The 26,014-nt window shown below is 41.4% G+C and carries 23 protein-coding genes; 8 read left to right on the top strand and 15 right to left on the bottom strand.

The window, feature by feature from the left end:
* Positions 1-110: 110 nt before the first annotated feature.
* From UQ64_RS26980 to UQ64_RS33040, 8 genes are all read right to left on the bottom strand, one after another.
* Positions 111-3,851 (bottom strand): S-layer homology domain-containing protein, encoded by a 3,741-nt coding sequence (locus tag UQ64_RS26980; RefSeq protein ID WP_060626553.1) that lies wholly within the window; start codon positions 3,849-3,851, stop codon positions 111-113.
* A gap of 441 nt (positions 3,852-4,292) precedes the next feature.
* Positions 4,293-5,021, bottom strand: coding sequence for a hypothetical protein (locus UQ64_RS26975; RefSeq protein WP_060626552.1), 729 nt, complete (start codon positions 5,019-5,021; stop codon positions 4,293-4,295).
* Between the two features lie 78 nt (positions 5,022-5,099).
* A complete protein-coding gene (locus UQ64_RS26970; protein WP_060626551.1) occupies positions 5,100-6,359 on the bottom strand; it encodes a PucR family transcriptional regulator in 1,260 nt (419 codons plus the stop codon).
* A gap of 540 nt (positions 6,360-6,899) precedes the next feature.
* Positions 6,900-7,178, bottom strand: a complete 279-nt coding sequence (locus UQ64_RS26965) for a hypothetical protein (RefSeq protein ID WP_060626550.1) — start codon at positions 7,176-7,178, stop codon at positions 6,900-6,902.
* A gap of 15 nt (positions 7,179-7,193) precedes the next feature.
* Positions 7,194-8,327 carry an alanine dehydrogenase gene (gene ald / locus UQ64_RS26960; protein WP_060626549.1) on the bottom strand — a complete coding sequence of 378 codons (1,134 nt, stop codon included), beginning with the start codon at positions 8,325-8,327 and terminating at the stop codon, positions 7,194-7,196.
* Positions 8,328-8,595: 268 nt separating this feature from the next.
* The gene (locus UQ64_RS33050) at positions 8,596-8,895 is read right to left on the bottom strand and encodes a M20/M25/M40 family metallo-hydrolase (protein WP_060626548.1); all 300 of its coding nucleotides are present in this window, start codon (positions 8,893-8,895) and stop codon (positions 8,596-8,598) included.
* The gene (locus UQ64_RS33045; protein ID WP_425339624.1) at positions 8,892-9,044 is read right to left on the bottom strand and encodes a hypothetical protein; all 153 of its coding nucleotides are present in this window, start codon (positions 9,042-9,044) and stop codon (positions 8,892-8,894) included. Before UQ64_RS33045 ends, UQ64_RS33050 begins: the two co-directional genes overlap by 4 nt.
* 52 nt (positions 9,045-9,096) lie before the next feature.
* Positions 9,097-9,273, bottom strand: coding sequence for a hypothetical protein (locus tag UQ64_RS33040; RefSeq protein ID WP_425339623.1), 177 nt, complete (start codon positions 9,271-9,273; stop codon positions 9,097-9,099).
* Between the two features lie 299 nt (positions 9,274-9,572).
* On the opposite strand from UQ64_RS33040, the gene UQ64_RS26950 reads away from it, so the two are divergent.
* From UQ64_RS26950 to UQ64_RS26935, 4 genes are read left to right on the top strand one after another with little or no spacing between them, the layout of a single operon-like run.
* The gene (locus UQ64_RS26950) at positions 9,573-10,604 is read left to right on the top strand and encodes a glycosyltransferase family 2 protein (protein WP_060626547.1); all 1,032 of its coding nucleotides are present in this window, start codon (positions 9,573-9,575) and stop codon (positions 10,602-10,604) included.
* The gene (locus tag UQ64_RS26945; RefSeq protein WP_060626546.1) at positions 10,601-11,728 is read left to right on the top strand and encodes a polysaccharide pyruvyl transferase family protein; all 1,128 of its coding nucleotides are present in this window, start codon (positions 10,601-10,603) and stop codon (positions 11,726-11,728) included. Before UQ64_RS26950 ends, UQ64_RS26945 begins: the two co-directional genes overlap by 4 nt.
* Positions 11,703-13,250, top strand: coding sequence for an MATE family efflux transporter (locus UQ64_RS26940; RefSeq protein WP_060626545.1), 1,548 nt, complete (start codon positions 11,703-11,705; stop codon positions 13,248-13,250). The genes UQ64_RS26945 and UQ64_RS26940 overlap by 26 nt, the downstream gene beginning before the upstream one ends.
* A gap of 25 nt (positions 13,251-13,275) precedes the next feature.
* A complete protein-coding gene (locus UQ64_RS26935; RefSeq protein WP_060626544.1) occupies positions 13,276-14,592 on the top strand; it encodes a glycosyltransferase family 2 protein in 1,317 nt (438 codons plus the stop codon).
* Here the strand turns inward: UQ64_RS26935 and UQ64_RS26930 are convergent.
* Complete coding sequence (locus tag UQ64_RS26930; RefSeq protein ID WP_060626543.1) at positions 14,566-15,678, bottom strand: threonine aldolase family protein; 1,113 nt, start codon at positions 15,676-15,678, stop codon at positions 14,566-14,568. The two genes, UQ64_RS26935 and UQ64_RS26930, sit on opposite strands and share 27 nt — an antisense overlap.
* 157 nt (positions 15,679-15,835) lie before the next feature.
* Between UQ64_RS26930 and udk the strand changes: the two genes are divergently transcribed.
* Positions 15,836-16,462 (top strand): uridine kinase, encoded by a 627-nt coding sequence (gene udk / locus UQ64_RS26925; protein WP_060626542.1) that lies wholly within the window; start codon positions 15,836-15,838, stop codon positions 16,460-16,462.
* 290 nt (positions 16,463-16,752) lie between these two features.
* On the opposite strand, the gene UQ64_RS33035 is transcribed toward udk, so the two are convergent.
* The 5 genes from UQ64_RS33035 to UQ64_RS26905 form a co-directional block, all read right to left on the bottom strand.
* The gene (locus UQ64_RS33035) at positions 16,753-17,028 is read right to left on the bottom strand and encodes an ArsR/SmtB family transcription factor (RefSeq protein WP_082651342.1); all 276 of its coding nucleotides are present in this window, start codon (positions 17,026-17,028) and stop codon (positions 16,753-16,755) included.
* An 88-nt stretch (positions 17,029-17,116) separates the two neighbouring features.
* Positions 17,117-18,148 carry a LacI family DNA-binding transcriptional regulator gene (locus tag UQ64_RS26920; RefSeq protein WP_060626541.1) on the bottom strand — a complete coding sequence of 344 codons (1,032 nt, stop codon included), beginning with the start codon at positions 18,146-18,148 and terminating at the stop codon, positions 17,117-17,119.
* Between the two features lie 101 nt (positions 18,149-18,249).
* On the bottom strand, positions 18,250-19,083 hold the full coding sequence (locus tag UQ64_RS26915) for a carbohydrate ABC transporter permease (protein WP_042184128.1): 834 nt from the start codon (positions 19,081-19,083) through the stop codon (positions 18,250-18,252).
* On the bottom strand, positions 19,083-19,925 hold the full coding sequence (locus tag UQ64_RS26910; protein WP_060626540.1) for a carbohydrate ABC transporter permease: 843 nt from the start codon (positions 19,923-19,925) through the stop codon (positions 19,083-19,085). The genes UQ64_RS26915 and UQ64_RS26910 overlap by 1 nt, the downstream gene beginning before the upstream one ends.
* 156 nt (positions 19,926-20,081) lie before the next feature.
* Complete coding sequence (locus tag UQ64_RS26905) at positions 20,082-21,464, bottom strand: ABC transporter substrate-binding protein (protein WP_060626539.1); 1,383 nt, start codon at positions 21,462-21,464, stop codon at positions 20,082-20,084.
* A gap of 355 nt (positions 21,465-21,819) precedes the next feature.
* Between UQ64_RS26905 and UQ64_RS26900 the strand changes: the two genes are divergently transcribed.
* From UQ64_RS26900 to UQ64_RS26890, 3 genes are read left to right on the top strand one after another with little or no spacing between them, the layout of a single operon-like run.
* Positions 21,820-22,470 carry a hypothetical protein gene (locus tag UQ64_RS26900; RefSeq protein WP_060626538.1) on the top strand — a complete coding sequence of 217 codons (651 nt, stop codon included), beginning with the start codon at positions 21,820-21,822 and terminating at the stop codon, positions 22,468-22,470.
* Between the two features lie 28 nt (positions 22,471-22,498).
* On the top strand, positions 22,499-23,584 hold the full coding sequence (locus tag UQ64_RS26895) for a hypothetical protein (RefSeq protein WP_209445890.1): 1,086 nt from the start codon (positions 22,499-22,501) through the stop codon (positions 23,582-23,584).
* 14 nt (positions 23,585-23,598) lie between these two features.
* Positions 23,599-24,951 carry a bifunctional folylpolyglutamate synthase/dihydrofolate synthase gene (locus UQ64_RS26890; protein WP_060626536.1) on the top strand — a complete coding sequence of 451 codons (1,353 nt, stop codon included), beginning with the start codon at positions 23,599-23,601 and terminating at the stop codon, positions 24,949-24,951.
* On the opposite strand, the gene UQ64_RS26885 is transcribed toward UQ64_RS26890, so the two are convergent.
* Positions 24,946-25,743, bottom strand: coding sequence for an ATP-grasp domain-containing protein (locus UQ64_RS26885; RefSeq protein ID WP_156417688.1), 798 nt, complete (start codon positions 25,741-25,743; stop codon positions 24,946-24,948). The genes UQ64_RS26890 and UQ64_RS26885 overlap by 6 nt on opposite strands.
* Positions 25,744-26,014 lie beyond the last annotated feature (271 nt).

Below are 26,014 nucleotides of genomic sequence, written 5' to 3'. Positions count from 1 at the left end.
TATTAGACACAGCAAAGGGGCTGTCCCATAAGTCATAAATGACTCAGGGACAGCCCCTTCTTCTACTTATTGGTGGAGGTGAATCCGGTTAACTATCCGAAAGATTTCACTTATTGTGCAAGCAATTTATCCAACAAGCGAATGATCATCGCAACCGACTCCGCACGGGATGCAGCATCATTCGGTTTGAACAATTCGTTGCCTTTACCAGTTACTATGCCAGCAGTTGCAAAAGCATTGATTTGTTCAGAAGCCCAGTTCGTAGCTACATCCAGAAATAGATTGGATGTGCTAGGAACATAGTTTGTCAGACGAGCAAGCATTGCCACGATTTCAGCGCGGGAAATTTCTTGATTAGGATGGAAAGAACCATCACTATAACCCGTGATTACGCCTTTAGCTTGTAATGTTGCAATCGATTCTGAAGCCCAATGTCCTTGCGTGTCAGAGAAGGATGAACCGCTTGAATTCGATAGACCAAAAGCTTTTGCTACCATTGTGGCGAACTCGGCGCGAGTTACCTTTTGATTCGGATGGTAAGAACCATCACTATAACCCGTTACAATCCCCATCTTCGCTGCACGCTCCACTACAGAGGCACTCCACGAAGATGCCGGAACATCCGTAAAGTTTATAGCGGGAGCAGATTTCTCTTTTTCCACGATAGCTTTAACTGCATCTACATTTACCTTGTCGTTGAATACCGGCTTCGACGCTGTTGGCTTCGATGTCGATGTTGGCGGTGTTGGCGCTACTGTTGGCTTCAGTGTTGGTGTTGGTGGCGTTGGCGTTGATGTTGGTGACGTTGCTGTAGAATTTGGTGTCGATGCTGGTGTTGGTGTCGGTGTCGGTGTCGGTGTCGGTGTTGGTGTCGGTGTTGGCGTTGGTGTCTCAGTTTCCGTTGTTTTCTTGACAGAAAACTCATCGATTAATGTACCCGCACTTGTACGTGCCTCCACATGAATCGCATCCTCAGTAATTTTAATAGCGGAGTATACAGGAACGTCTTCATCAAAAATATAATTCAAATAATTATATTGGGTGCCATCATAGAATTTCCAGCCTGAAGCACCACCATCAAGGTATACTGTACCCTCATTGGTAGCTTTATTTGGCTTTCCATCCATCATTGGATAGGTGCGCGCATATACATGATCATGACCAACCAGAACCAAATCGACTTTTTTCTTTTCTAATATGGGTGCAAAATAGGTTTGGGTATACTCAACAAGGGATTCTCGACCATTTTCTGTATGATAAGCTGGACGGTGGAACATAACGACAGTCCATTTTTTATCATTCTGATCCAAATCGTCTTTTAACCATGCTGCTTGATCAATCATCTGTTCCTCTGTGCCTTCTGAGTTCAATATGACAAAATGAGTATCATCGACCTCATAAGAGTAAGCATATTGCAGTTGGGATTCTGGTCCGTTTTCTGGGAAATTCGCACCTTTGGTGAACACATCTTTCCCTTCACTCTTCACATCATGGTTGCCCAGTGTTAGTGCAGTCGGGAGTTTTGTTGCATAAACAGAAGATGCTAGCCAGAACTTTTGCCATTCTTCGAATGCGCCGCCTACATCAACCATATCTCCACCATGCATAATAAACTGCGTCGATGGATATTGTGTCAAAGCGTTAGTCATTAGCTCTTGATAGATTTGTAATCCTGGTAATTGATTCGTATGGGAATCCGTAATAAACAAGAATGAGGTCGGTGTTGTTTTATCCTGATCGACAGTAGAATATTCATGCCACCCCGACCATTTGTCCTCATAGCCTACACGATATTTGTAAGTGGTATCTGCTTTCAAGCCCTTAACCAGGGCATTATGAAACCGGATTTCGCCTTTCGTTCCATTTTCCTTCATACTAAGCACCTGCAGCTCACTCTCGGCTTGCTGTTGCCTTACTTCATTAATGTCTGGGCTTGCTCCTGCCCCCCATTCACCAGCTTCAATGTATTGAATATAAGTAGAGGTTTGATCTGGTTTTGTTTGCCAGGCAGCACTCAGTTGTGAAGACATATCCTCTGCGACATAAGTTTGAATATATTGCGGTTCATTGGTACCATACTGCTCCACCACTTCATAATTGACAACCTTACTGTTCTGAACACCGATGACAGCTTGAACCTGATAGGTTCCAAGCGCCAATGTAGTGATGTCTGTCGTTAACTGTCCTTTAGCATCTGTTTTACCAAGACTGCCGCTCAATAACTGACTACTAACATCAGCTTCCGAGATATAACCTGTTGTTTGTCCGTCTACCAGAATAACCTCGTATAACCCATCGTCAGCTGCTGCTGAAGCATAGTAACGTTCACCAGCTTTTGCAACCATGATTACATTAGAAGATGTATCATCATCCTCATATACATTAGATGTTACAGTGTTTACTGTCACTATTGAGCTTTGCTTTAATAATCCGGTGAAAACAATATCCGCACCTTCATACGGCTTGCCTCCATGGTCTAACACTGTAAAGGTAGAAGTTGTGCCCAAACCAACTCCCGTCATTTTCAGCTGATAGGGGAAACCGATTGTATAATGAATAGGCGTAGCTAATGGTGTACTCGTCTGAACACCGCCCGTAGTAAGACTCGCATTACTCATTGTTATGGTTTTGTACGCTTCACCACGCTCTAGCACGGCATGAGAGCTCACTCTGAAGTTAACAGTAACGACATTTTGAGCAGCTGATATTACGTTATCAAGTGCTACTTGAACCATGCCGTGCTCATTATCAATATCTGAGGTTAGGGAAACTCCAGCCGCCTGAGTAATGTTTTCAACTTGAAGGGTGCTTGCATCATAATTTAAGGTGAATTTTGCCTGTTCTGCTTTCAAGTAATCTTTGATATTAATATGAACAGGATAGATTTCATTACTTACTGCTTCTTCGTCTGCAGCCATGAACAAACGCTCTCCTGCATTTATTGTGAAGGTGATTTTTTGGGCTGCCGGGTTACCATTCTTGTCCTTCACTTCAATAACAAGCTCATGATAACCGCCATCTACATATTCTCCTGGATAAGTTAATACATTTGTATCTGGAGAATAGTGCACTTCATCCGTAATATCCGTACCATCTAATTGAACAGATAAGGTACTCAAATCCAGGCCTGATCCGTTATCGGTCAGCTCAACCGTCACTTCATCAAGTGGAGTGTTTAAGACTTCATTTTCAACAGGGGCTATAGGTTTAATGGCAGGAACGTCCTTATCCTCATCAACTTCATCATAGATAAAGGTAATATCATCTACCCAAATAGAGCCCTTGTTTTTCTTGCTCATATTCGATTGTTTCAATTGGAAAAACAATTCGAGAACAATCGGACCCGGTTTACCCTGCGGAATATCTGCCTCGATATATTTCCAGCCGGACCAGTTGATACCCACTTGATTTACATCATAAAATTCTGCCTGGAAAGAAGATCCGCCTATATCTCTAAATTTTGTCGTCAGCAAATGTCCTTCATTGTTTGCATAAACCCACATGCCTACTTTAGTAGGGTAACCTGTTACCGGGATATTCCCCGTTTTATACCCGACTTCAATTTGAGAGGGGTTATCTACTATGCCGATCATATCGTAATCAATTCTAGCCGAATATTGTCCATTTCTTACAAGCTTCTTGTTATCTTCCAAATGCAGCGTAGCATTATACATACGTTTAGGATTAAATTTCACATCATTGATTCCATCTTCAAAATCTTCAACCACGAAGGATGGCGTAGCATCATCTGCTGCGTAGACATAATTATTTTGACTAAAGCCTGTATTAAACCCTCCTCCTAGCAACGTTATCACTGATGCAATCACTATTGTCTTGCGTAATGTATTCATAGCGCTTATCCTTCCCCCTGTTAGTAAAGTATTGATCAATGAGTACTATAACAGTTCAATGTAAAATTAAACCTTTGCTACTATTAAAGATTTAAATTGTATGCGCAAAAATTTCTTACTTGGCGCATAGATAGCTAGCATATTTATGACGTTAGATGCTAGAGTCACAAAGAGGCGGCATTACAGCTACTCAAGCTTCAAAGGCATGATTACGAACTAGAACTATTGAATCCACGAAAAAAAGACACCCTGGATGGTGTCTTTACTGAAACTACGTATGACGGACAAGCGGATGGTGAAGCGATTCCAGAACACCACCTCGTTCGTGTTATGGACAACTGAAGAATAATCGGGGCTGTTGGCTGTTTCTTTTGTAGAACATCTATTTATGAGACAGCCCTTTTTTTAGGCAGATTATTCTTCTTGGTACTCTCTTAGCTGCTAGATCTTATAAATGTAGCTTCGAACCCCTATTCTTGAAAAAACAGTACACTCAGAGCCTCTATTTTCCTCTCCGGGTAAGACAGAACCTGAAGATAATCTCTGTAAATAGTTAAAATCAGGATGAATGGATTCATTCGTAAGAAAAGCTGAGATATTACTTCCGGGCACTCTTTCCCCATTAAGAGAGTCTATGATGATTTCTGCAGTAGTTATCCCGATGCCATGGCCATAGAACAGGTCTTCTTCAAGCTTAACAGCATTCTCACCCTGCCATTCTGGCTTGCTGGGCGCATGATCTGGATTTCTGAAATACACAATATCTCCCCGCAGCATTCGATCCTTATTATAGTTCGTAGTTAAGCGTAGATTCTCGTCGTAGTTCCAGTCCCATAAGAACAAATCCTTAAAGTACCTATTAAAAGCTTCTTCACCTATAGCTTCAATTGTCGCCCTGTACAAAACAATGACCATGGCTGTCGCGCATTCGAAGGCATATAAATGTCCGTTCCGAAAAATGTCTTTAACTCCCACTGAAGGCGCCACACCAGCGTTTAGCTGTAGTCCTCCAATATCTGTACGCGTCCAAAACTGCGGATTGCCGCGGGACTCATCAAATGTTGCAAAATCAGCTCCACTGTTATTTAATGCTTCAGCCGAATCCACGATGCTTTCTCTCATTTTCCGTTCAAAGTCAAGGGCATCGGGTGAACGAACTTCCTTCACCATGCTTAGTCCCTCCAATGTTATAGGTTCTAAATATAGGTTATTGTACGTGTTCGCTGCCCAGTTGGTGCTTAATTCATTTTATTCCGGTGACTCAACAAACCACTGATTAAGCTGCCTTGTCTCTTCCGTCAAAATATCCAAATATATAGAAGTGCGGTATCCCGTATCCTTTAAGCTTTTCCCCGTAATCTCTGCTATGCGATTTAATCTGTACAGCAATGTGTTGGTATGAATATGTAAAAAAGCGGCGGATTCCTTCAAGTTTCCACTGAGTGATAAATAAACGGCAATCGTTTTTAGAAAATCACTTTTATGCTCGCGATCATGCTCTTTAAGCGGATACAGCAAAGGACTTTTACGGGTTCGGCTACGTTTTTGCTCCATAATAGCCGGAATATAAGCCCAAAATCCAATATCCTCGTATAATAGTAACTCTCTGCCATGAAAAGGCAGCAGCTTCTTGATCTCCAGAATGGACCCCGCTTCCCAGTACGCAATGGCTGCCGACATATATTCAGTGTAATCGAGGCTACAGCCAGCAGCCAGCATACAGCTCTCACTCTTACGCATATCCTCAATAATTTTGTGCATGAACGAAGACAGATCACCTGTCCCTTCCATGCGAAAGCTGAATGAAAACAATATAATCAACCGATTGTGCTCAGCAGTCAGAAACAATAATTGCAGCCCCGGATAGGAGGCCATTATTTGCCGAAATCGAAGTACGAAGTGATCATTAATGACCTTGTCACTCTCAAACACGCTAATATAATATTTGTCCGGCAAAAGAATCGACCAAACTTCCGCATCCTGCTTTATATTCGCTTCATTGTCATAATGGGAGGTGAGCAGCTTCCAGAAAAAATCCTCCTGCGTTTTCTCCTGCTTCGTCTTCCAACCCCGCTGCTTCAATAAATAACGACCAACGATGGCCGCCGCTTTCTCTACAATATTCTCTGCGTGTCCTTCAACTAGATTGCCTGCATCCACTATCCAGATGTATCCGAGAATTTCCTTCTGATGTTTGATGCAAATAGCGAGTCGGGGTCCAAGACCAACCTCCATGACCGTAGGAATCCGAATCGGACGTGTAGCGCTCTCAAGCTGCTGCATAATCCCCTTCTTACGCAAGCCAATAATGACAGCGTTAGGTACGCGCTTTCCGATAATGGTTGAAATTCTCGCAGAATCACTCTCAAATTGATGGGAGCTGTATCCGATCACATGGTGATTGCTGTCCTCAATCGTAACTTGGGACTGAAGAGATTCGCTAATCGCATCCGCCAACGATTCCATACTATCGAAGAAACGATCAAACAATGGATCCTTATCCGTCACTAGCCCCACCCCTATCTGAAAAATAGCCGATTCTTGTACTTAGAGTGATTTTATTATAGTATGCGTGCTCTCAGCTGACTATAGGATAATGTGATGGGCGGTGAGATGGCGGGACCTTGAGATCGCCGGGTGGAGGAGTTACGAGGTTATCAAGTTGCACGGGACGGAGTTGCAGGTTGCGTTGATGCGGGTTACGGGGAGCGAGGTGACGGAGTGGCGCGACAACACATAAACCGCTACTTGAGAGAGTGCCCTTATAGTTTTTAGTTGAATTCCTCCCTAAAATTCTGTGGTTAAGGCTTGGTTTACTACTAATTAGGGAAAAACTCCCTATAATTCATCCGATTTGGTCATTATTGGACATTTTCTTCGTATTTTTAGGGAGAAATTCCCTGAAAATAGTGTTTTAAGCTATTTTGTCGTAATTTTCAGGGGGGATTTCCCTAAAAATCATCTCCAACAAACCTCGCTCCGTAGCAAAAACCAAAATTCAACTAAATCAAACTGTAACTAGCCAAATCAAGCTCCATATAGTCAATACTAGCTAGTTTTGACCGAATATAAACCGACTTCTACGTAGTGTCTATCCACCTTTAGCGTCGCGCTGGCAACATCCAATGTACCTAACCACACCACAAACAACTTAGCTACTTTTAGCAACACACCAACAAACATCCACCCGATCCAACCATCTTCATAACACAGTCCTACAGCCTTTAACACCGAACTGAGTCGAAAGTATTCCGCCCAGAAACGACAAACAGCAAACTCCCATAGCGGGAGTTTGCTGTTTGTTGGTTCCCAAATATTATCACTCATTTGGAACGCATCTATTTAGCTCATCGTGAATGTCTGCTCCATGGCTTGTTCTACCGTAAAATGTTTCTCACCAAGTGCTTCAGCCACGGCTTGGCAGGTGATTTTTCCATTGGCGACATTTACGCCGCTTCTTAGACCGGCATTATCTTGAATCGCCTTGATCACGCCTTTATTAGCAATTTGCAGGGCGTATGGAACGGTGACATTGGTTAAAGCAATCGTCGAAGTTTTGGCAACAGCACCCGGCATATTAGCAACAGAATAATGCAGTACGCCGTGCTTGATAAACACAGGATTATCATGTGTTGTCACTCTGTCAATCGTCTCTACGATACCACCTTGGTCAATGGCCACATCGACAATCACCGATCCCGGCTTCATAGTCTTGACCATCTCCTCTGTAACCAGCTTCGGTGCTTTCGCACCCGGAATTAGCACCGCGCCTACCAACAGATCTGCCTCAGCTACCACTTTGGCAATATTGTAAGGGTTAGAGATCAGCGTATTGATCTGTGTCCCAAAAATATCATCCAATTGACGTAATCTTTCTGCACTGAGGTCAACAATCGTAACATCGGCACCCAAACCGATAGCCATTTTTGCAGCATTGGTACCTACTACTCCACCGCCGATAATACTAACTTTGCCACGACTAACCCCGGGTACACCGGAGAGAAGAATCCCTTGTCCGCCATAGTTTTTTTGCAAGAACTGAGCACCCAACTGAACAGACATCCGGCCTGCTACCTCACTCATCGGTGTTAATAACGGCAAGGTACGTTCATGAACAACCGTCTCATATCCGATGGCAAAGACACCATTGTCCTTAAGTGCAGCGGCTAGAGAAGGCTCAGGTGCAAGGTGCAAATACGTGAACAAGATAAGGCCTGGACGGAAATAGGGGTACTCGCTTTCCAGCGGTTCTTTCACTTTCATCACCATTTCGGCAGAGTTCCAGACCGTGGCTGCATCCTGAATCAGTCCTGCTCCGGCAGAAGCATACTCTTCGTTCGCAAATCCGCTTCCCACACCAGCGCCAGCTTCCACTAACACTTGATGTCCTTCTTTAATAAGGCTAACTACACCCGCAGGTGTTATGGCTACACGATTCTCATTATTTTTTATTTCTTTAGGTACTCCGATAATCATCATTCATCTCTCCCGTCTAATGTAGATCCCTTATGTAAAGAATGATAACATACGTTTAGTATTCCCATTTTGGTAAAAAATTAAAATATTATCTATCATCATTGTGTTTTTACACAAAGGATTCGACTCAGATCGCCCAATAACTTTGGGTTCATTTGGTACCCAACACAACCCTCTTCATTATCTCATAAAAAAAGACACTGCTTAAAGTGTCTTTTTGACGATTTTGTAGGAAATTAAAGCACTACTGCCATTACATAATGTCACATTAAGTGACGCGTATTATTTTGACAACAATAACATCACCGTTTCTAAGAAATACATTTACCCCTTTTTCACAGTCCTCATAGGAGGTAAGCTCCTCTTCACAATGGCTTTTGCCATTCACACTAGGTACAAACACCATCGCGGATGGCAGAAAGCTCGCTACGAACTGAGCATCATGCCCTGCGCCACTTGCGATCTTTCGATTAGAATAACCTAAGGCTTGTGTCGCTTGCTCCACTAAATCACATACACCACGGTCAAACCATATGGTCTCTCTGCCCCAAAGCTTGGTCTTACTCACTTCACAGTCCAGTAGCCTCTCCGGCAAACCATGGATAATGGCTTCACCTCACGGACTATCACCATATCTTTATGTCTAGCCTCAATTGTGAAGATCACTTTATTAGGAATGACGGTATGAATATTAGGAAGTACATTCATTCTGCCCATGGTATACACCAGCTCGGAGTCGAGCGCACAAAGCTTGCTTCTAAGCTCCGGATCAAATCCGTGGCAATGACAAGGCATCCTTGCGCATTGCCATAGGTGTGGTGCCTGCGTGATCCGATTGACCGGTCACTTCAATCTCATAACAAACCATGCCGACTACACAGTCCACCAGACCAATCGACAGATCTTCTTGTTCTAGTACGGGACCTTGTTCAATATGAAGCTCCAAATAAGCAGCGGCTTCGGTAATACGATTGCTCGCTTCTCCCTTGCACCCACTCTTCTCCAGTGCTTCTTCAAAGGTGTTCCCCTCCGCTTCGAGCGTTCATGATTTAATTGGCTTTCTATATATGTTAAACCAATCGATATGATTGTCATTTTACATACTGTAATAATTATTATTCGCGTGATGTTACAACGAAATAGAGGTAGCAATAAGTAAACTAAAGTAGTATATACAATCTTTTGATACGAAGGGTAAGCTAAAGATAGCTATTTATCCAGTTCTATCAAGGAAAGGAGCAGCACATGAATCTAAGCATTGTGGTCCCTGTATACAATATTGAACATTATATAACCCCTATGTTTGATTCACTCCTTACCCAAAGTGAACCGCATTTCGAGGTCATTATCGTGGACGACGGATCTACGGATAACACCTACAACGTGATAGCAAATATTCTCGCACTTCACCCCACCCTTTCCTGCAAAGTCATTCGAACAGAAAATCAGGGGGTTAGTGCGGCTAGAAATAGAGGCTTAACAGAAGCTACAGGGAAATATGTGCTGTTTCTGGATGGTGATGATTATATCTCTACAGACTTAGTACGAACCATTCATACCTATACTCAACCATCTGACCCCGAGGTTATTTGCTGGGGATATAGCCATGTCACAGAGGATGGAGTCACTACTTTGAGCTACGCCTCTGCATATAGCGACATCACAGGCAGTGAAGCGCTGACTCATATTTTCGTGAACAAAAGCTTACGAATATGGACAGGGAGCATAGCGTATAAACGGGAGATATTACTCCTTCATGGACTCCAATATACGGAACGCTGTGTGAATGGAGAAGATCAGGAATTTATCTACAAAGCCTTATCCAGAGCCGCTAGAGTCATCACATTACCGGATATATTATCGTTTTATTTACAAAGAAATACGTCGATTTCCAATAGCTATAATGTGAAAAAATTTGATGTCGTAGCCGTATTCAAACGGGTTGATGCCTATTTCGAGGCCCATCCCTTTGAGCAGCTGGATATGATATCTCCTTATATAAGAAATCGCGAGTTGATCGAGAATTATTTTTTCAACCTAAAGACTTGTCTAAATGGGACAGAAGGCGTAAGTATTCAGAAGTTACTTCGCGACATCGATCATACCTATCCGGAACTAAACCAAGAAATGTATGAACTCATAAGACGTTATAGAGGGAATGACCGAAGATTAGCCCTTTATATCCGAGCATTCTTAATCTCCCCGCTTCTATATCACAGATTCATTTCTGTGGAGAGAGGCTTATCCAGGTTCAAGCGAAAGGAATCTAGACTATGAAAAAGATGCTGATCTATGCCTATACCGAATTCAATTTGGGCGATGATTTATTCATTAAGGTGCTATGTGAAAGATATCCGGATACCGAATTCAGAATCTGCGCTCCAAGCCTATACAAGCGAATCTTCAAAGAGATCAAGAACCTCAAAGTGTATCCTTCCGATTCTATTTTTTTTAGAGGCATTGCCTTTATTTGCAGAAGGTTAAAGATACATAATTTGGCGCAAAAATATATGGCAGACCGCTCCGACGGTGTTGTTCATATCGGCGGCTCGATCTTTATGCAGGCAGATCACTGGAAAGAGCATTTCAAGAACGCAGAAGCCATCCGGAATAAGAATAAGCCCTACTATTTATTAGGCTCTAATTTCGGCCCTTATACAGATAAAGAATATTATGAGGAACACAGGCGGATTTTTAAAGACTATACAGATATCTGCTTCAGAGAACAGCACTCTTATGATTTATTCGAGGATCTGGATAATGTCCGTTTAGCGCCAGATATTATTTTTCAGCTTGACCCGCCAAATCTTCAAACCGAACCCGAGGATTACATCGTCATATCCGTCATTAAACCTTCTGCTAAAGATCTGAACGGTTTTGACAACCTCTATTATGAAAAAATGAAAGAACTCGCAATTTATTTCATTGAAAAAGGCTATGCTGTTCATTTTATGTCATTTTGCGAACACGAAGGCGATCAGCTGGCGATTGAAGAAATCCAGAATCTTATGGGCTCCTCCTATGAGGACGTTATCCAAGTGCATTTATATAAAACGAATATTGAAGAGGTCTTGTCCGTTCTAGCCAACTCCAGCTTTATTGTAGCTTCAAGATTCCATGCGATGATCCTAGGCTGGGTGTTGGGTAAACCAGTGTTTCCTGTAGCTTACAGCAAAAAAATGATCAATGTAATGGAAGATGCTCAGTTCAAAGGGTTATTTACCGATTTCACTACACTGGAGCATCTCCAGCCTGCGCAGGTTTTTGAAAGTATGACTACCCACTACATGGATGTCACGCCGCAAGCCAAACATGCCGAAAGACATTTCGAGCATCTGGATACGTATTTATCGCTTTACGAAAGGAGGATACGTTATGAGAGCCAAGCGGAGCATTCTTAACTTATCCTTTGGACTCGGGAGCCAGCTCATCACGATCATCCTCGGTTTTTTTATCCCCAGACTGATTATGGTCAACTATGGCTCTGAAGCCAATGGTTTAATCGCTTCAATTGTACAGATCATTAGTTATTTGGCCCTGCTGGAAGCCGGTGTTGGGGCAGCCTCTATTCAAGCACTTTATAAGCCGGTAGCTTCGGATAATAAGAACCATATCAACTCTATTCTGGCCGCCACCTCCAGCTATTATAAAAAAACAGGCATTTATTATTTCTTCGCCGTACTGCTACTCGCCATCGTCTACCCGCTAGTGATCTCGTCTGAAATCGATAAGTTATCGATTATGGTCATTATTTTGCTTACAGGAATGGGCGGTGCGGTCAATTATTATTTTCAAGGGAAATTCAAGGTTCTGCTCGCTGCCGAGGGCAAAAGCTATATAGAGACTTCTATTGTCACCATGGCAAATATTCTGAACAATGTAATTCGGATTCTGTTATTACTTCAAGGCGTAAATATCATTGCTGTGCAAGCTTCCTATTTCATATTGACCATACTTCAAATCGTCGTCTTCTATATTTATATCAACAAGCATTACAAATGGATCAATTTAAACCTCAAACCGGACTATGAAGCCATTGGTCAAAAAAATTCCGTGTTAGTCCATGAGATCTCCTACTTGGTGTTTAGAAATACCGACGTGCTTATATTAACCATCTTTACGAATCTAAAAATCGTTAGCATTTATGTCATGTACAACATGATTTTTACGATTGTAGATAACATCGTCCAGACCGTAAACGGAAGTGTGAAGGCTGCCCTCGGGCAAAGCTATCATGAGAGTAAAGAAGCATTTATTAAATTTTATGATGCTTACGAAGTTTATTTTATGGGGCTCATTTTCTCAATTCTAACGGTGGCTTACATTCTAATTCTACCTTTTATGAAATTGTATACCGCTGGGGTAAACGATGTGAATTATATCGATATGTGGCTGCCGATCCTGTTCGTAGTTATCAAATTATTAACTAATGCCAGAGCTTCTTCTAATAATGTGATTACCATCGCCGGGCATTTCAAGAATACACAGAACCGTTCCATTTTAGAATCCGCTATTAATCTGGTGGCATCTATAGTCTTCGTTATCTTCATGGGGATTTACGGTGTATTGATGGGAACGATAGCCGCTCTTTTATACCGATCCATAGATATTGTGGTCTATGCCAGCAGACATCTGTTGAACCGCAGTCCTTGGATCACCATTAGAAGATGGCTCACGAATGCAGTGGTTTTTGTTGGCATTATTCTAATCACCACCGCAATCGACATCCCCATCCACTCCTATTTGGGGCTTATGATCTGGGGCGTACTTCTAGGGCTTGTGATCTTACCTGTATATTTCCTGATCGCCTCTTTGATGGAACGGGAAGTCTTCCTATATACATGGGGGCATCTCAAAAAATATCGATATAAACTCAAAAGTAAAATGGCAGCTAAACCTAAGGTAAGTAGTTTATCCAAATAACACATTAGTATCAGGAGGAATTGAAATGGATCATAGTGAGGTTTTACAGCAAGCCTGTTACGTCTTTCTAAATGACCTTAATGATGAAATGAACCATTCATCTGCCCTTCAAATGGATGATAAAGAACTATTCCAAAGATGCCGCCTGATTATAGATAAAGAACCGAACGTACAAATTAAACCCTATCTAGAGACCTTATCTGAGGTGATTCATGCTTATCTCACAGGGAGAGCTTCGGAGGATGCATTAAGGTTCTATTTGTCAGAGCAATTCAGCATCGTGAACGATGAGATCGACGGATTGATTCATGGATTAGTTACATTCAAAAACCAGTCTGCAGATACGAACACTTCATACCCAGCCATCGATTCCTTAACCGCGTATCCCAAGGTCAGTGTCATTATCACTACTTACAATAGAAAAGCATTCCTATATCAAGCGATCCAAAGTGTCTTAAAGCAAGACTATCCCTATAAAGAGATCATAGTGATCGACGATTGTTCTACAGATGGTACGGCAGAGTTGATGCATCAGAACTTCGGAGACGAGACGCAAGTAATCTACATGCGGAACGAAAAGAATAGCGGTCCTGGAAATAATCGCCGTAAAGCTTTTGCCGCTCATGGTGATGGTGTCTATGTTCTTTTTCTCGATGATGATGACTATCTGATTGACATGAATTATTTAAGTAAAGCTGTACAATTTCACAATCTTCATCCCGAAGTATCATTTGTGGCCGCTAATGTGTTTCTTGAATTTTCAAAGGCCAAGCAACTGAAGATTAGTAGCCTGCAGCTAAGTAGGATTATTAAGAAGCAAGATTATTTCATGAATTTCGAGAAAAAAGGATACCCGAAGCCGTCCTCCACCTTAACAACTGTCTTTAAGCGTGAGGCTTTAATGGCTATGGATATCCTGCATATGAACATGGTTAACGATGCTTCTATTTATCTGCGCTCCTTGTTGGTCGGTGATGCTGGCTTCATAGATACCCTTGCAGGTGTGTACAGATTACACGGGAACAACATCACCTTTAATCTGAGCCAGGGATTCTTAATTGAGAATCTGGAGGAAAAGCTGTTGATTAAGAATATGGCCGTTCAGAAATATGGATATAGCGAGCAGGAAATGACAGAATGGTTTAACCATAATGCTTATGATACGATTTCATACTATTTATTAAATTCTGCGAAAGACGCTACAGACTTTAAATTCATGTATCATTGGGCCCTTAACCATTGCCCGCCGATCTACAATCAATTAAGAAATGAATTCCGTACGAAGCTTATTAAAAAACAATTATTACGGATTTCTTTACTTCGAACGCTGCTCGGAAGATGATTCACGCATTAGCTTATCAAGCAGCAGTATGAAACCCTTCACCTCTTCTTTAGGGATGTCGGCGTACTTGTCACCAATACTGATCTCACAATAAGAAGTATGTTCTCCCGTTGGTCTTATTGCTGCGCTTAAACCGATTCCTGTTGCCTCATATACAGAAGACAGAATCGGTTCTATTCTCTCTCTAGACATTTGAAAATGCATATGAAACATGTTAGAGACTGGTTCATTAGGTAACGTAGTCACGGCGTGACATTGATTAACTAAAGCGGCAAGCTCCTTAGCCCCTTCATAATACTGCTGCATCTTATTTACTCTTTGCCGGAAGTAGTAATCAGAGGAAATAATGTATGGATACAGACTGATTAGGTCGCCACCATGCCGGCGTTTCCATATCTTCGATGGCTTCGTGAAATCCTCACTGCCTGCAAGAATCGCGCCAGCAATTCCTCCGATTCCTTTATACAGTGAGATATAGACACTATCGAAGAGCGCGCAAATCTCAGCAGCTGTCTTTCCATAATAGGGAAGCGTCTCAAGCAGTCTTGCCCCATCCAAATGCAGCTTAATTCCGTGAGCACGGCAATGTGCAGAAATCGCTTCAAGCTCTTTATACTCTGGTAACTGTCCGCCAATCTCACGCTGCGGCAATTCAAGCAGCAGACAAGCAATATCCTCCTTCATTTGTAATACATCATCCAAAGTGATTAGTCGATCCTTATCCGCAAGTAGGACAGGCTCGATATGATGCAATTCCTTCAACCCATCCTGCTCATGGATCTCCAAATGACATAAGGGGTGATAGGCGACTGTCTTGAGTCCTTTTTCATCACACCATATTCTTAAAGCGATTTGCTGTGCCATCGTTCCACTCGGAAAGAAGACTGCTGTTTCTTTTCCCAGAAGCTTCGCCATCTCCGACTGGAATGCCTCAATAACCTTTCCAGTTCCATAAATATCAGATGCTGTATTGTTCTCTACAGCCTCAAAGGCTTCCTTCAAGACTTGAACATCTCTATTCCCATGTCCTACGATTCGATAAGTCGTTTCATTAAAGGCTTCTTGCACTGATTTTTTTCCGTTCATTGGTAGAATTACCCCTTCCGTGTTTGCCTTGTCCCTAATATCGACGAATTTCAAAAAATCCCATCTTAATTTTACCTGATCTAAGGTGAAAAAACATGAGCGCTGTGCTACAATATTGGAATTGCAACGGCAATCTTAGGGAGGGTTATTGAATCACATGCTCATTATTGGTATCGCCGGCGGCACCGGCTCCGGAAAAACAACCGTAGCCCGCTCCGTCATTGACCGTCTTGGAACGGGAAAGGTAACTTTCATATCTCAAGATAACTACTATAAAGATCATTCACACCTCAGCTTCGCTGAACGTGAATCCATCAATTACGATCATCCTTTCGCTTTCGACAATGAGCTGCTAATTGAGCATCTTAAATGTCTGCGAGAGGACAAGACTGCATATGCTCCGGTGTATGACTTCACAGTACATGCCCGCTCCACGACGGAGACAGTAGAGCTAAAACCAAACAATATTGTAATCATCGAGGGACTCCATGTTCTATCCGATGAGAACCTCCGCGATATGCTTGACATCAAAGTTTTTGTTGATGCTGACCCTGATGTACGTATCCTCCGCCGGGTACTCCGGGATATCGAGGAACGCGGTCGGAGCATTCAGTCGATCCATCACCAATATTTGAGCACGGTTAAACCGATGCATGAAGCTTTTATTGAACCATCCAAAAAATACGCCGATTTGATCATCCCCGAAGGTGGGCATAATGAGGTTGGTATCCAGTTATTGTCCATACTAACTGAGAAGCACCTATATAACGATTGGACGTCTTAGAGTACTTAATTAATCCTGTTTATCTTAGCTGTCGAGATTCTCTCGACAGCTTTTTTACGTTTAAAGCTATTCAGGATTTCATTCTGGAGTCTCTTTCCTTTAACACCTCTTATTGCCCCGAATTACTCCTATTACAACGCGGTGTTTGATAATTATTGGGTATACTATATTATAACCTTCGGGTTATTTCTACCCTTTGTATTGTTAAGTGTGGGGATGTTTCGAAGTGCACTGCGAAAAGACTTGAAATCTCGAAATTAAATAGAACTAAGCCAATACCTTGAGCTGGCTTAGTCCCCATAGTGAAACGACGACGCCAAATCAGCAAGCGTCCTAAAATTCGTTGTAACCCTTTCACGAGCTAACCAGTAATACACCTCCTGCCCCCTTTTCTTATAGTCAACAATGCGAGCATCCCGTAGGATTTTAAGGTGGTGCGAAATCGCTGGTCTGCTTATTTCGAATTCTCCTGCACTTTCCCCAACGTTCAGGCGACCTTTATTGCCTAACAACGAAACAATCCGAATCCGAGTAGGGTCACCGAATGCGGTGAGAAACCGTGTAATGCTGCCGATATCATTAAGTTTAATCTCTTGCGGTTCTATCTCCCCACCCCAATTCGTAAATAAACTTAAACATATAAACCTTTTAAAACTACAATATAGACCTCGTAGATTCTCTAACGATTAATTCTGCAGGGAAAATCTGATGCGCATGATTTACCTTCTTATTAATAAGATCAAAAAGAATCTTAATCGTCGCTTCCGCAATTTCAACTACTGGCTGTTTGATGGTAGTGATGGAAGGATTATAATAGAAGGAAATATCCAGGCCGTCATAACCAGCCACTGAGTAATCTTCTGGAACCCGCTTGCCCGCTTCAAATATTGCTTTACAAGCTCCGATAGCCATACTATCTGATAAGGTAAAAATAGCAGTAAACTCTTCCCCTGACTCCAGCAGTTCTTTTGTAACCGCATATCCGTTTTCCATACTATAGCTATCAATATCCTCTTTCATTCGCCGTACTAGCCGTTCATTATAAGCTATTCCATGATCAGAAAGAGCCTTTTTATACCCTTCATATCTCAGTTTACCGATGCTCACATCATCTTCAGACGCAGTAATGACTGCTATTTTTTGATGTCCCAAATCACATAAATAATCGACGATCTTAAGGCTTTCATTAAAGTCATCCACAGATACAGAAGAATAGTCACTTAGATCAATCTCTTCCGTCATTCCGATCGTGCTGAGGACAAATGGAACCGTTAATTGTTGTAATTTTTCTTGAGAGTGTGAGAATAATCCCCCCAGGAACACAATTCCCTTCAAACGCTTTTCTTTCTCCAACTCAATCGCTACCTCAATCTCATCTTGATTCTCATCAACTCGCTGTAGGATGAAGGAGTACTTCTTTCGCTGGATCTCTTTTTCAAACACTTTAATCATCGGGCTAAAAAAGGGGTTAGAAATCCCTTTAATCAATACTGCAATCGTTTTCGAATCGGATCGTTTTAAATTCCTGGCACTGTTATTCGGTACATAATGGTTCTCTTTGATGACTTTCATAACCATCGCTTTCGTTTCTTCATTAATATCCGGATGATTATTTATGGCTCTAGATACTGTAGTCACGCCAACCCCACATAATTTGGCGATATCTATGATAGTCAATCTCTCCATTTCTACCTTTCCTTTACACGTTAAATAAGAAAGCAGGGGATTCTTGATGAGATAATCTCACCAAGAAAGACACCCTACTCGCTTCTACATACATATTCTATTTAACCCTTAACGGCTCCTGCAACGACACCTTCGATAATGTATTTTTGGCAGGTCAGATAGAAAATGATGATGGGTACAATAGCTAGGACCAGCATGGCCATCATAGCTCCCATATCAATAGATCCGTATCCACCTTTTAGATACTGTATCGCAATAGGAATGGTTTTGTATTCAGTACCGATCAGCAGGTCAGGCAACAGGAAGTCGTTCCATACCCACATAACATTAAGGATCGCTACGGTTACAGCTATAGGCTTAAGGATAGGCAATACAACTTTAAAGAACGCCTGCGGTGGATTACATCCATCAATCATAACCGCCTCTTCAACCTCAAGTGGGATAGACTTCACAAATCCACTAAACATAAATACCGATAGCCCTGAACCAAATCCCAGATAGATCAGGATAATCCCAATCGGATTGTCGAGATGCAGTACATTGGCAGTTTTAGTCATTGTGAACATAACCATCTGGAACGGTACGATCATAGAAAACACAAATGCGTAATACATCAAGTTCGTGAATTTGGACTTCACCCGAGTAATATACCATGCAGTCATGGAAGTGAATAATACGATTACAGCAACCGAACATACGGTGATAAACAAGGACATTCCGAAAGCACTGAAGAAATCAATCTTCGCTATACCACTAGTATAGTTCTTCAAACCAACAAAAGTAGTCCCATTAGGGAATAAGAAAGGTGTATCACTAATGTAGAACTTACCTTTAAAGGAGTTCATCAGAACAATAAAGATCGGAGATAAGAACGCAATGGCCAAGACCAACAAAATAGTGAAGATAGAATAGTCTTTTGCTCTAGTCTGTTGCATTAGTTCTCAACCTCCTTTCTTCTAGTAATGACAAGTTGTACTAAGGCGATTAAGGCTACCAGTGCAAAGAATACGACGGCCTTCGCTTGACCGACACCTTCCCATCCTGTTTTTCCGTAGAATGTATTGTAGATATCCAGTGCTAGCATCGAGGTCTGCTTGGAAGGAGCTCCCGCGGTCAACGCTAAGTTTTGGTCAAACAATTTGAATGAATTCGATAAGGTTAGGAATAAACAAATGGTAATGGACGGCATTACTAGTGGAATCGTCACATTACGTAAAATCTTAGAACGTGAAGCTCCATCAATTCTTGCGGCTTCTACTATATCCTTAGGAACATTTTGAATACCTGCAACATAGATAATCATCATGTACCCTATCAATTGCCAATTCATAAGGATGATTAATCCCCAAAATCCATAAGTTGCATCAGAGGTCAAAGTAACTCCAAATTTATACAAAATTCCATTGAAGATTAACTGCCAGATGTACCCTAATACGATACCGCCTATCAAGTTAGGCATGAAAAAGATCGTTCTAAATACGTTAGTCCCTTTTAGCTTTCTTGTTAACAACATCGCCAGAATGAATGCGAACACATTAATCGTAAGCACCGATAGAACTGTAAATTTAACCGTAAAGCCCAGTGCATTTAAAAATTCTTGATTGGAAAAAGCTTTAGCGTAATTGCCAAACCCTATCCATGTTGCATCATTAACTGTAGTAAACTCTGTAAAAGACAAATATATTCCCAGAAGAAACGGTACAACAAAAGCGATCCCAAAGGCTATTATGGTCGGTAATGCAAAAAGAGCAAAATATTTTCTTATCGATTTTTCCATGGAGTCTTCTCCTATCTCAGTATGGAAAATGATGAAACAGATAAATTCACTCGAATTGTTGCTTAGTGCCACTGAAGTCCTTGAAGGAGCCCAGCGGCACTAAGCTTGTATCTATATGACAACTGAGAGTTATTCAATCATCTTTCCATGCATTTATTATTTTGCCTTTTCAGCCTTCCAAGTGTCTTTGAAGATGGTTACAACTTCATCCCAAGTTTTGTTTCCCTGAGCGTATTGCAAGAGCGCATCACCAAAGACATTTTTGAACTCTTCACTTGGGAATGCCGCAAATGTCCAAGCTACGGAAGTCAGATCTTTTTCCATCCAAGCGGATACTTCTTTAGCCAGTGGATCTGCTGGTTTTTCGCTTTCTTCAAACGTGTTGAATGGAGCAATGAAACCTAAGTCGTTCGTTACATAAGCTTTACCTTTTTCACTGGAGAACAACCATTCCAAGAAAGCGATAGAAGCTTGTTGGTTCTCAGCAGATGCTTTGCTGTTGATTGCGAAATAGTTTTCTGTACCTACAGCCAGACCTTGTTTTTCTTCGCCTTCCATACCTGTGTAGATAGGCAAGAATTTGATGTCTTCAGCTTTAACTACGTTACCATCTACATCATTGATTTGTGACCAAGCCCAGTTACCGTTTTGAACCATCGCTGCATTACCCAGTGCGAACTCAGCCATGGAATCAGCTACAGATTTACTGCCTAGAAGCGCTTCTTTAGTCACAGAGTTCTTGATGTAAAGATCGAAGATGTTTTTGAACTTATCGTTATATTTGAATTCAACTTCTTTAGAAGCTAAACCCGCAAGTACGGTGTTATCAAACTCAGTATTGTCTTTGAATTCATAGTACAGCGGCAAGTTAGCTAAGTGAGTCTGCCATCTCCATTGCTCACCGGCAGCGAGGGAAGTGGAAGCGAATACTCCTTTAATACCTAGTTGATCTTTTTTAGCAGTCATATCTTCTACTACTGCTTTCAAAGTCTCGAAGTTATTGATTTCAGTTGTGGAAGAGATGGATACAGCTTTATCAGCCAAGGCAAAATATTTCTTCATGATTGCTTCGTTGTAGATGATACCGTAGCCTTCAACTACGTAAGGAATACCATATACACCTTCACCTTCCGTTACAGCCAAGCTTTTGTCGGACAGATAGCTGTACAGCTTAGTATCCTTCAAATCCAAGGTATAATCTTTCCAGGATTGAAAACCAACAGGTCCGTTGATTTGGAAGATCGTAGGTGCTTCGGACTTAGAAATCTCGGATTTCAATTTGGTTTCGTAAGTACCTGCAGCAGCTGTGACGACTTTTACTTTAACGCCTGTCTCTGCTTCGTAATCCTTAGCGATTTTTTCATATATTTCTGCAATTTCAGGCTTGAAGTTTAAAAAGTAAACCGATCCTTTTTTTCCAGATGAAGCGTTTCCATCATTGGATGCTGTATTGTTCTCTTTATTCCCGCACCCTGCTGCCAAGACTACTACCATAGACATTACCAACATGAGCCCTAGATATTTTTTAATGTTCTTCATTTTTCTTCCCCCTCGTACTTTGTTATTAAATTACTTCGCTTAAAGACGTCTCCGAAATTACCTACCGAGAATATGTCAGCGTTTTCATTTCGCTTAAGTATTCACCTTTATTTTTTCGGTATCCTTATCGGTAACGTTTTCAATTGAAATATTAGCACACCATTTTGAACATTTCAATAACCATTTTATTGCAGAAACTCGCCATTACAAATCTTCAAACGTTATAATAGACAAGTATAAACGCCTCATGCGTCCTATTAAGGACGGTGAGCGTTTAAGCGAGAAATATAAAATATAAGCTATAGGGTGAAAATTATAATTTCTTATATTTTTAAAAATAACTATGAATAGGTGATTGCATATCTTATCTCTGATCGAAAAGTATGAGTTACAATTCTCTAATAATAATTATTTTGGCGATATCGGGGTAAAGCCTTCTTACTCCATTGTAGAAGGTACTCTTCCTGTACTTGTATCTGCTCCGCATGCCATTAACCACTATAGAGAACATGCTGTAAAACCTGCAGACATGTATACAGGTTCTCTTGCGCTGATGTTACAAAAGCTCACAAATTGTCACTGTATCTATTCCAATAGCTTCTCCAAAGAAGACCCCAATTACATCCTTGGTGGAGAATATAAAGCTGCGCTTGGAACAATTGTCAAAGATCATCAAATTAACTTTGTTATAGATCTGCATGGTGCTGCTAAGGATAGAGAATTCGATATTGATTTAGGTACATTACACGGAACATCCATACAAGAAAATAATATAAATGAAGTCGTACGTATTTTTTTCAATAATGGTATTACCAATGTTCATCAAGACCATACATTTTCTGCATCTCATCCCGGAACGATCACTTCGTATTCCGCCAAAGAATTGTTAGTTCAAGGAATTCAGATTGAAATTAATCGAAATTATCGTAACCCGAAATCATTTGATTTATTCCAAAAAACCATTCATTCCCTCGAACAAATCATCAATCGATTGGGAGGTGCCTAACATAAATATCGAGCAGACCTTCACCCTATTGGAGAAACAAAGCTATACCGCCCGGGAAGAAATCACGATGAACCCCGATGAGCTGGTCGAATTAGGCTTAGTCCAACATATCTTTATCGAGCTTAAAGCAGAGAATGGCGCTCAGGTTAACGGTTTGCTTTTATCTAAAAGCGATATCCCAAGAGGTAGTATTCAATTATCTAAAAGAGCAAAGGACAAGCTAGGAGACTGCCCCCTAACAGGATTAACCATCACTAAACCTGAGTACAACACAATCCTTCGGGGAATTCCTAAAGTAGACGAGATTGCCAAACCTTTTGTCAAAGCCTGTCCAACGCTCGTCCGTAAATATTCAAACCATGTAGAGCTGATTAATCCTAAGAACGGCTTTCGGGTAAACTTAACGTTAAAAGAGGATGACACAGCCAAGCCGAATACGCTATATTTCAACAGATATATCATGTTGTTACTTGAGACTCATGCCACTGAGAATGATGAACTAATCATTACCCGTGCAAGAACAAGTCCGCAGTCTGCGTCAGGCATACATAAACTTATACATTTGGGAATCAAACGGCCCTTAACCGCATTAGGAAACTTTTTTATTGGCAAAAGAGAGCTTACGCTAAGAGTAGGACATCCCTACCCTTTTGATGAGCACCAAAATCTATGCCGAATTCACCCAAATGTTAGAAAGCTGCTGGGCATGGAAGAGACCGATAAAATGATCATCACCTATAATAATAAAGAAATATCCGTCCCCATCTTAGATATAGACACTGAGCATATTGCCCAGCTGATCAAGCTAAATGAGGAGAATGAGCAGCTTAAATTTATCGACAGCCACTTATTTATCGGGATCACGGCTTTGTCACGGAACGAACTAGAAATCCCCAGTATCGGCACATCAGTTACCGTAAAGAGAAGCATGAACTCCCTATTCTTAAAACACTTAAATAAGCTGGTTTTGCCCGTAATCGCTCTATTGTTTACAGTAGTACAGCTGTATAAGGATTTGAACTGGAGCATCGCTCAGACAGTTGCTCTTTCTCTTGTACTACTTCCGATAATTATTTATACGACGCTATCTGAAGAACGAGCAAAAATTAACTAAATGGAGCGATCATCGTGGAATTCACTTCACAATCCCAGGTAGAAGATATGATCTACAGCTCTTATCTAAGAGCCATTAACAGCATCACAGAAACTATGGATGAACAAGTTAGAAGACCGAAATTAACCAGAGCATTGCTGGATCTAATCGGAAGTCCGGATCGAGGTCAACAATACATACTAGTCACAGGCAGTAAAGGTAAAGGCTCCACCTCTAGATTTATCTCCTCTTTGTTAAGTCACCTAGGCTATAAAGTGGGCTTATTCACCTCTCCTCATCTGGTGGATTTCAACGAAAGAATACGGATTGATGGGCGAGCCATATCCACAGACGATTTTGTACGATTAGGAAATGTAGTTCGCGAGGGATTTCAAACGATTGAAGATCAGCTTGCCGCTGATGAGTACCAAGGTCCTGTTGGGGTAGGTTTGGCGATTGCGACGTTGTACTTCAAGGAGAATCATACCGATTTCAATGTGATTGAATGCGGAAGAGGCGGAAGGTTTGATGACACGAATGTCCTGAAGAATGATTGGGCTGTCATTACTCCGATTATGGAAGAACATGTAGCTAATTTGGGACCTGACCTGAACAGCATTACACTACATAAACTGGGCATCGTCAAAAACAAGGCCACTAACGTCTATATCAGCAAACAGAAATCGAGCGTACTTGCGACTATAAAAGCGAACCTTACTTCAAATTCTGTAGAGTATTATGAGGAGCAGTTCTGGGCTGATTCTATTACTATAACACCCGTTGGAACTACTTTTGATGTTCAGACAAATCAAGCGGTTTACCCGTCCTTAACGATTCCGTTATTGGGACAATTTCAAGCTCTAAATGCAGCCACTGCAGTCGCACTATGTGAGGATATTACAGGCGGTCCTCTGGATAAGGAACTCGTTCTCCATTGTTTTGCAAAACTGCAATGGCCGGGTCGCTGTGAAGTGATCTGCCATGATCCATTAACGATAATCGACGGAGCGATTCATAAAGAATCGGCACGCTATTTGGCTGAACTTATTCAACTGGTGAATCCTGACCGCAGCCGAGCTGTAACTTCAATTATCGGTGTCCCTAAAGATAAAGATTATCCAGGGGTTATCGAAGTGATGAGTACAGTCTCGGATCAATTAATCGTCACAAGACCAGATATCAGCCATCTTTCTTTTCCTACAGATGCACTCCATGTTGCCAAACGTTTCATCGAAAAAAGTTACGAGTTTCCCTATTTGAAGGATGCCCTTACACATCATATTAAAGCACGCTCATCCTCCGACATTATTGTAATTGTCGGCACGCAAACCTTTATCGGAAATGCGAAAAGATTATTCGGGCAATCGCTGCTCGATATCGGCTTATAGCTTCTCAAAGCGCTGGAGGATAACTTTCCTATAAAGGTCAGCTAGAGCTGGCACTTCGCTTGGATTCTGCTTACAATACTCATCCAACATAACCTTATGATTAACTTCGATCACCATGAGGCCTTGATTTGTCTCCAAGATATCCACGGAGCAGAAATCAAGGCCCATTGCTTTAGAGGTCTCGGAAGCAAGCTCCGCTAGCGCCGCTCGTTTGGTCTGATCGCTAACCTCAATAGCAACAGCCCCGTTAATCAAATTATGCTTCCAGGAATGAACTCTCTTTTTGCCAAGGAATACACGCGCCTGATGATTAAAGGTTACGATTCTATACTCAATCTCCGCTTCATAATAAGGACCTATCGCCCCATTAAGCTGTAAAGAAAATAATAAATTCAGCTTTTCGTGCAGATCGGCTACCTCATTAATTTTGTACACATGATTCCCCTGTGCTCCGTTATCCTGCTTCACAACTACCTGCTCATTGAACTTATAAAAAGAACGTTCAGCTAATTCGTAAGGGTTGGAATGATTAAATCTAGCGTCAGGATGCGCTAAATATGCATGTTCTACAGCCGGTATATTACCTTTGTGCAAAACGTCATAAGTTAGAGATTTACTCATCGCAATGATCGTAGAGGCACTGCTATTCAGACCTATTTCAGCGTCTACCATCACAAACGATTTGGCACCATCTGTCGCTCTATACACAAAGTTTGGTGTGATTTCCTCAAAGGTAATGCCTAAAGATTTAACGGAATGCTGTATCATTTTCAAGTACGGTCTTGTGGTCACTCAGTCTCCTCGATTCTAAAAAATAGTACCAAGCCTAATCATAGCATGAGAAATTTCAATCGAAAATAATAATTACATGTCATAATCACTTACACGAAGACCTTATAAATCTTATTCATGGACTTTTCTCACAAAATTAATAGGATTTATGTTATGTTTAATGACTGATAGCGCTCTTATAATTAAAAATAAGTGTTGATTATTTAGTGATCATCCACTATGATAAGTTTATTAAGCGACTCAAAAAAGTTAAAGCGGTTAAACTTTTATA

The sequence above is a fragment of the Paenibacillus etheri genome (assembly GCF_001012825.1).
Classification (GTDB): domain Bacteria; phylum Bacillota; class Bacilli; order Paenibacillales; family Paenibacillaceae; genus Paenibacillus_AQ; species Paenibacillus_AQ etheri.
This window is presented reverse-complemented; position numbering and strand designations above follow the sequence as displayed.

What these genes read in the sequence shown, in the direction of transcription:
- UQ64_RS26965 (WP_060626550.1), bottom strand. Translation starts at nt 7,178, where the DNA reads ATGAGTGATAATATTTGGGAACCAACAAACAGCAAACTCCCGCTATGG.
- UQ64_RS26910 (WP_060626540.1), bottom strand. Translation starts at nt 19,925, where the DNA reads ATGGAAAAATCGATAAGAAAATATTTTGCTCTTTTTGCATTACCGACC.
- UQ64_RS26915 (WP_042184128.1), bottom strand. Translation starts at nt 19,083, where the DNA reads ATGCAACAGACTAGAGCAAAAGACTATTCTATCTTCACTATTTTGTTG.
- UQ64_RS26980 (WP_060626553.1), bottom strand. Translation starts at nt 3,851, where the DNA reads ATGAATACATTACGCAAGACAATAGTGATTGCATCAGTGATAACGTTG.
- UQ64_RS26940 (WP_060626545.1), top strand. Translation starts at nt 11,703, where the DNA reads ATGAGAGCCAAGCGGAGCATTCTTAACTTATCCTTTGGACTCGGGAGC.
- UQ64_RS26920 (WP_060626541.1), bottom strand. Translation starts at nt 18,148, where the DNA reads ATGGAGAGATTGACTATCATAGATATCGCCAAATTATGTGGGGTTGGC.
- UQ64_RS26975 (WP_060626552.1), bottom strand. Translation starts at nt 5,021, where the DNA reads ATGGTGAAGGAAGTTCGTTCACCCGATGCCCTTGACTTTGAACGGAAA.
- UQ64_RS26930 (WP_060626543.1), bottom strand. Translation starts at nt 15,678, where the DNA reads ATGAACGGAAAAAAATCAGTGCAAGAAGCCTTTAATGAAACGACTTAT.
- UQ64_RS33045 (WP_425339624.1), bottom strand. Translation starts at nt 9,044, where the DNA reads ATGGGCAGAATGAATGTACTTCCTAATATTCATACCGTCATTCCTAAT.
- UQ64_RS26935 (WP_060626544.1), top strand. Translation starts at nt 13,276, where the DNA reads ATGGATCATAGTGAGGTTTTACAGCAAGCCTGTTACGTCTTTCTAAAT.
- ald (WP_060626549.1), bottom strand. Translation starts at nt 8,327, where the DNA reads ATGATTATCGGAGTACCTAAAGAAATAAAAAATAATGAGAATCGTGTA.
- UQ64_RS26905 (WP_060626539.1), bottom strand. Translation starts at nt 21,464, where the DNA reads ATGAAGAACATTAAAAAATATCTAGGGCTCATGTTGGTAATGTCTATG.
- UQ64_RS26950 (WP_060626547.1), top strand. Translation starts at nt 9,573, where the DNA reads ATGAATCTAAGCATTGTGGTCCCTGTATACAATATTGAACATTATATA.
- udk (WP_060626542.1), top strand. Translation starts at nt 15,836, where the DNA reads ATGCTCATTATTGGTATCGCCGGCGGCACCGGCTCCGGAAAAACAACC.
- UQ64_RS26945 (WP_060626546.1), top strand. Translation starts at nt 10,601, where the DNA reads ATGAAAAAGATGCTGATCTATGCCTATACCGAATTCAATTTGGGCGAT.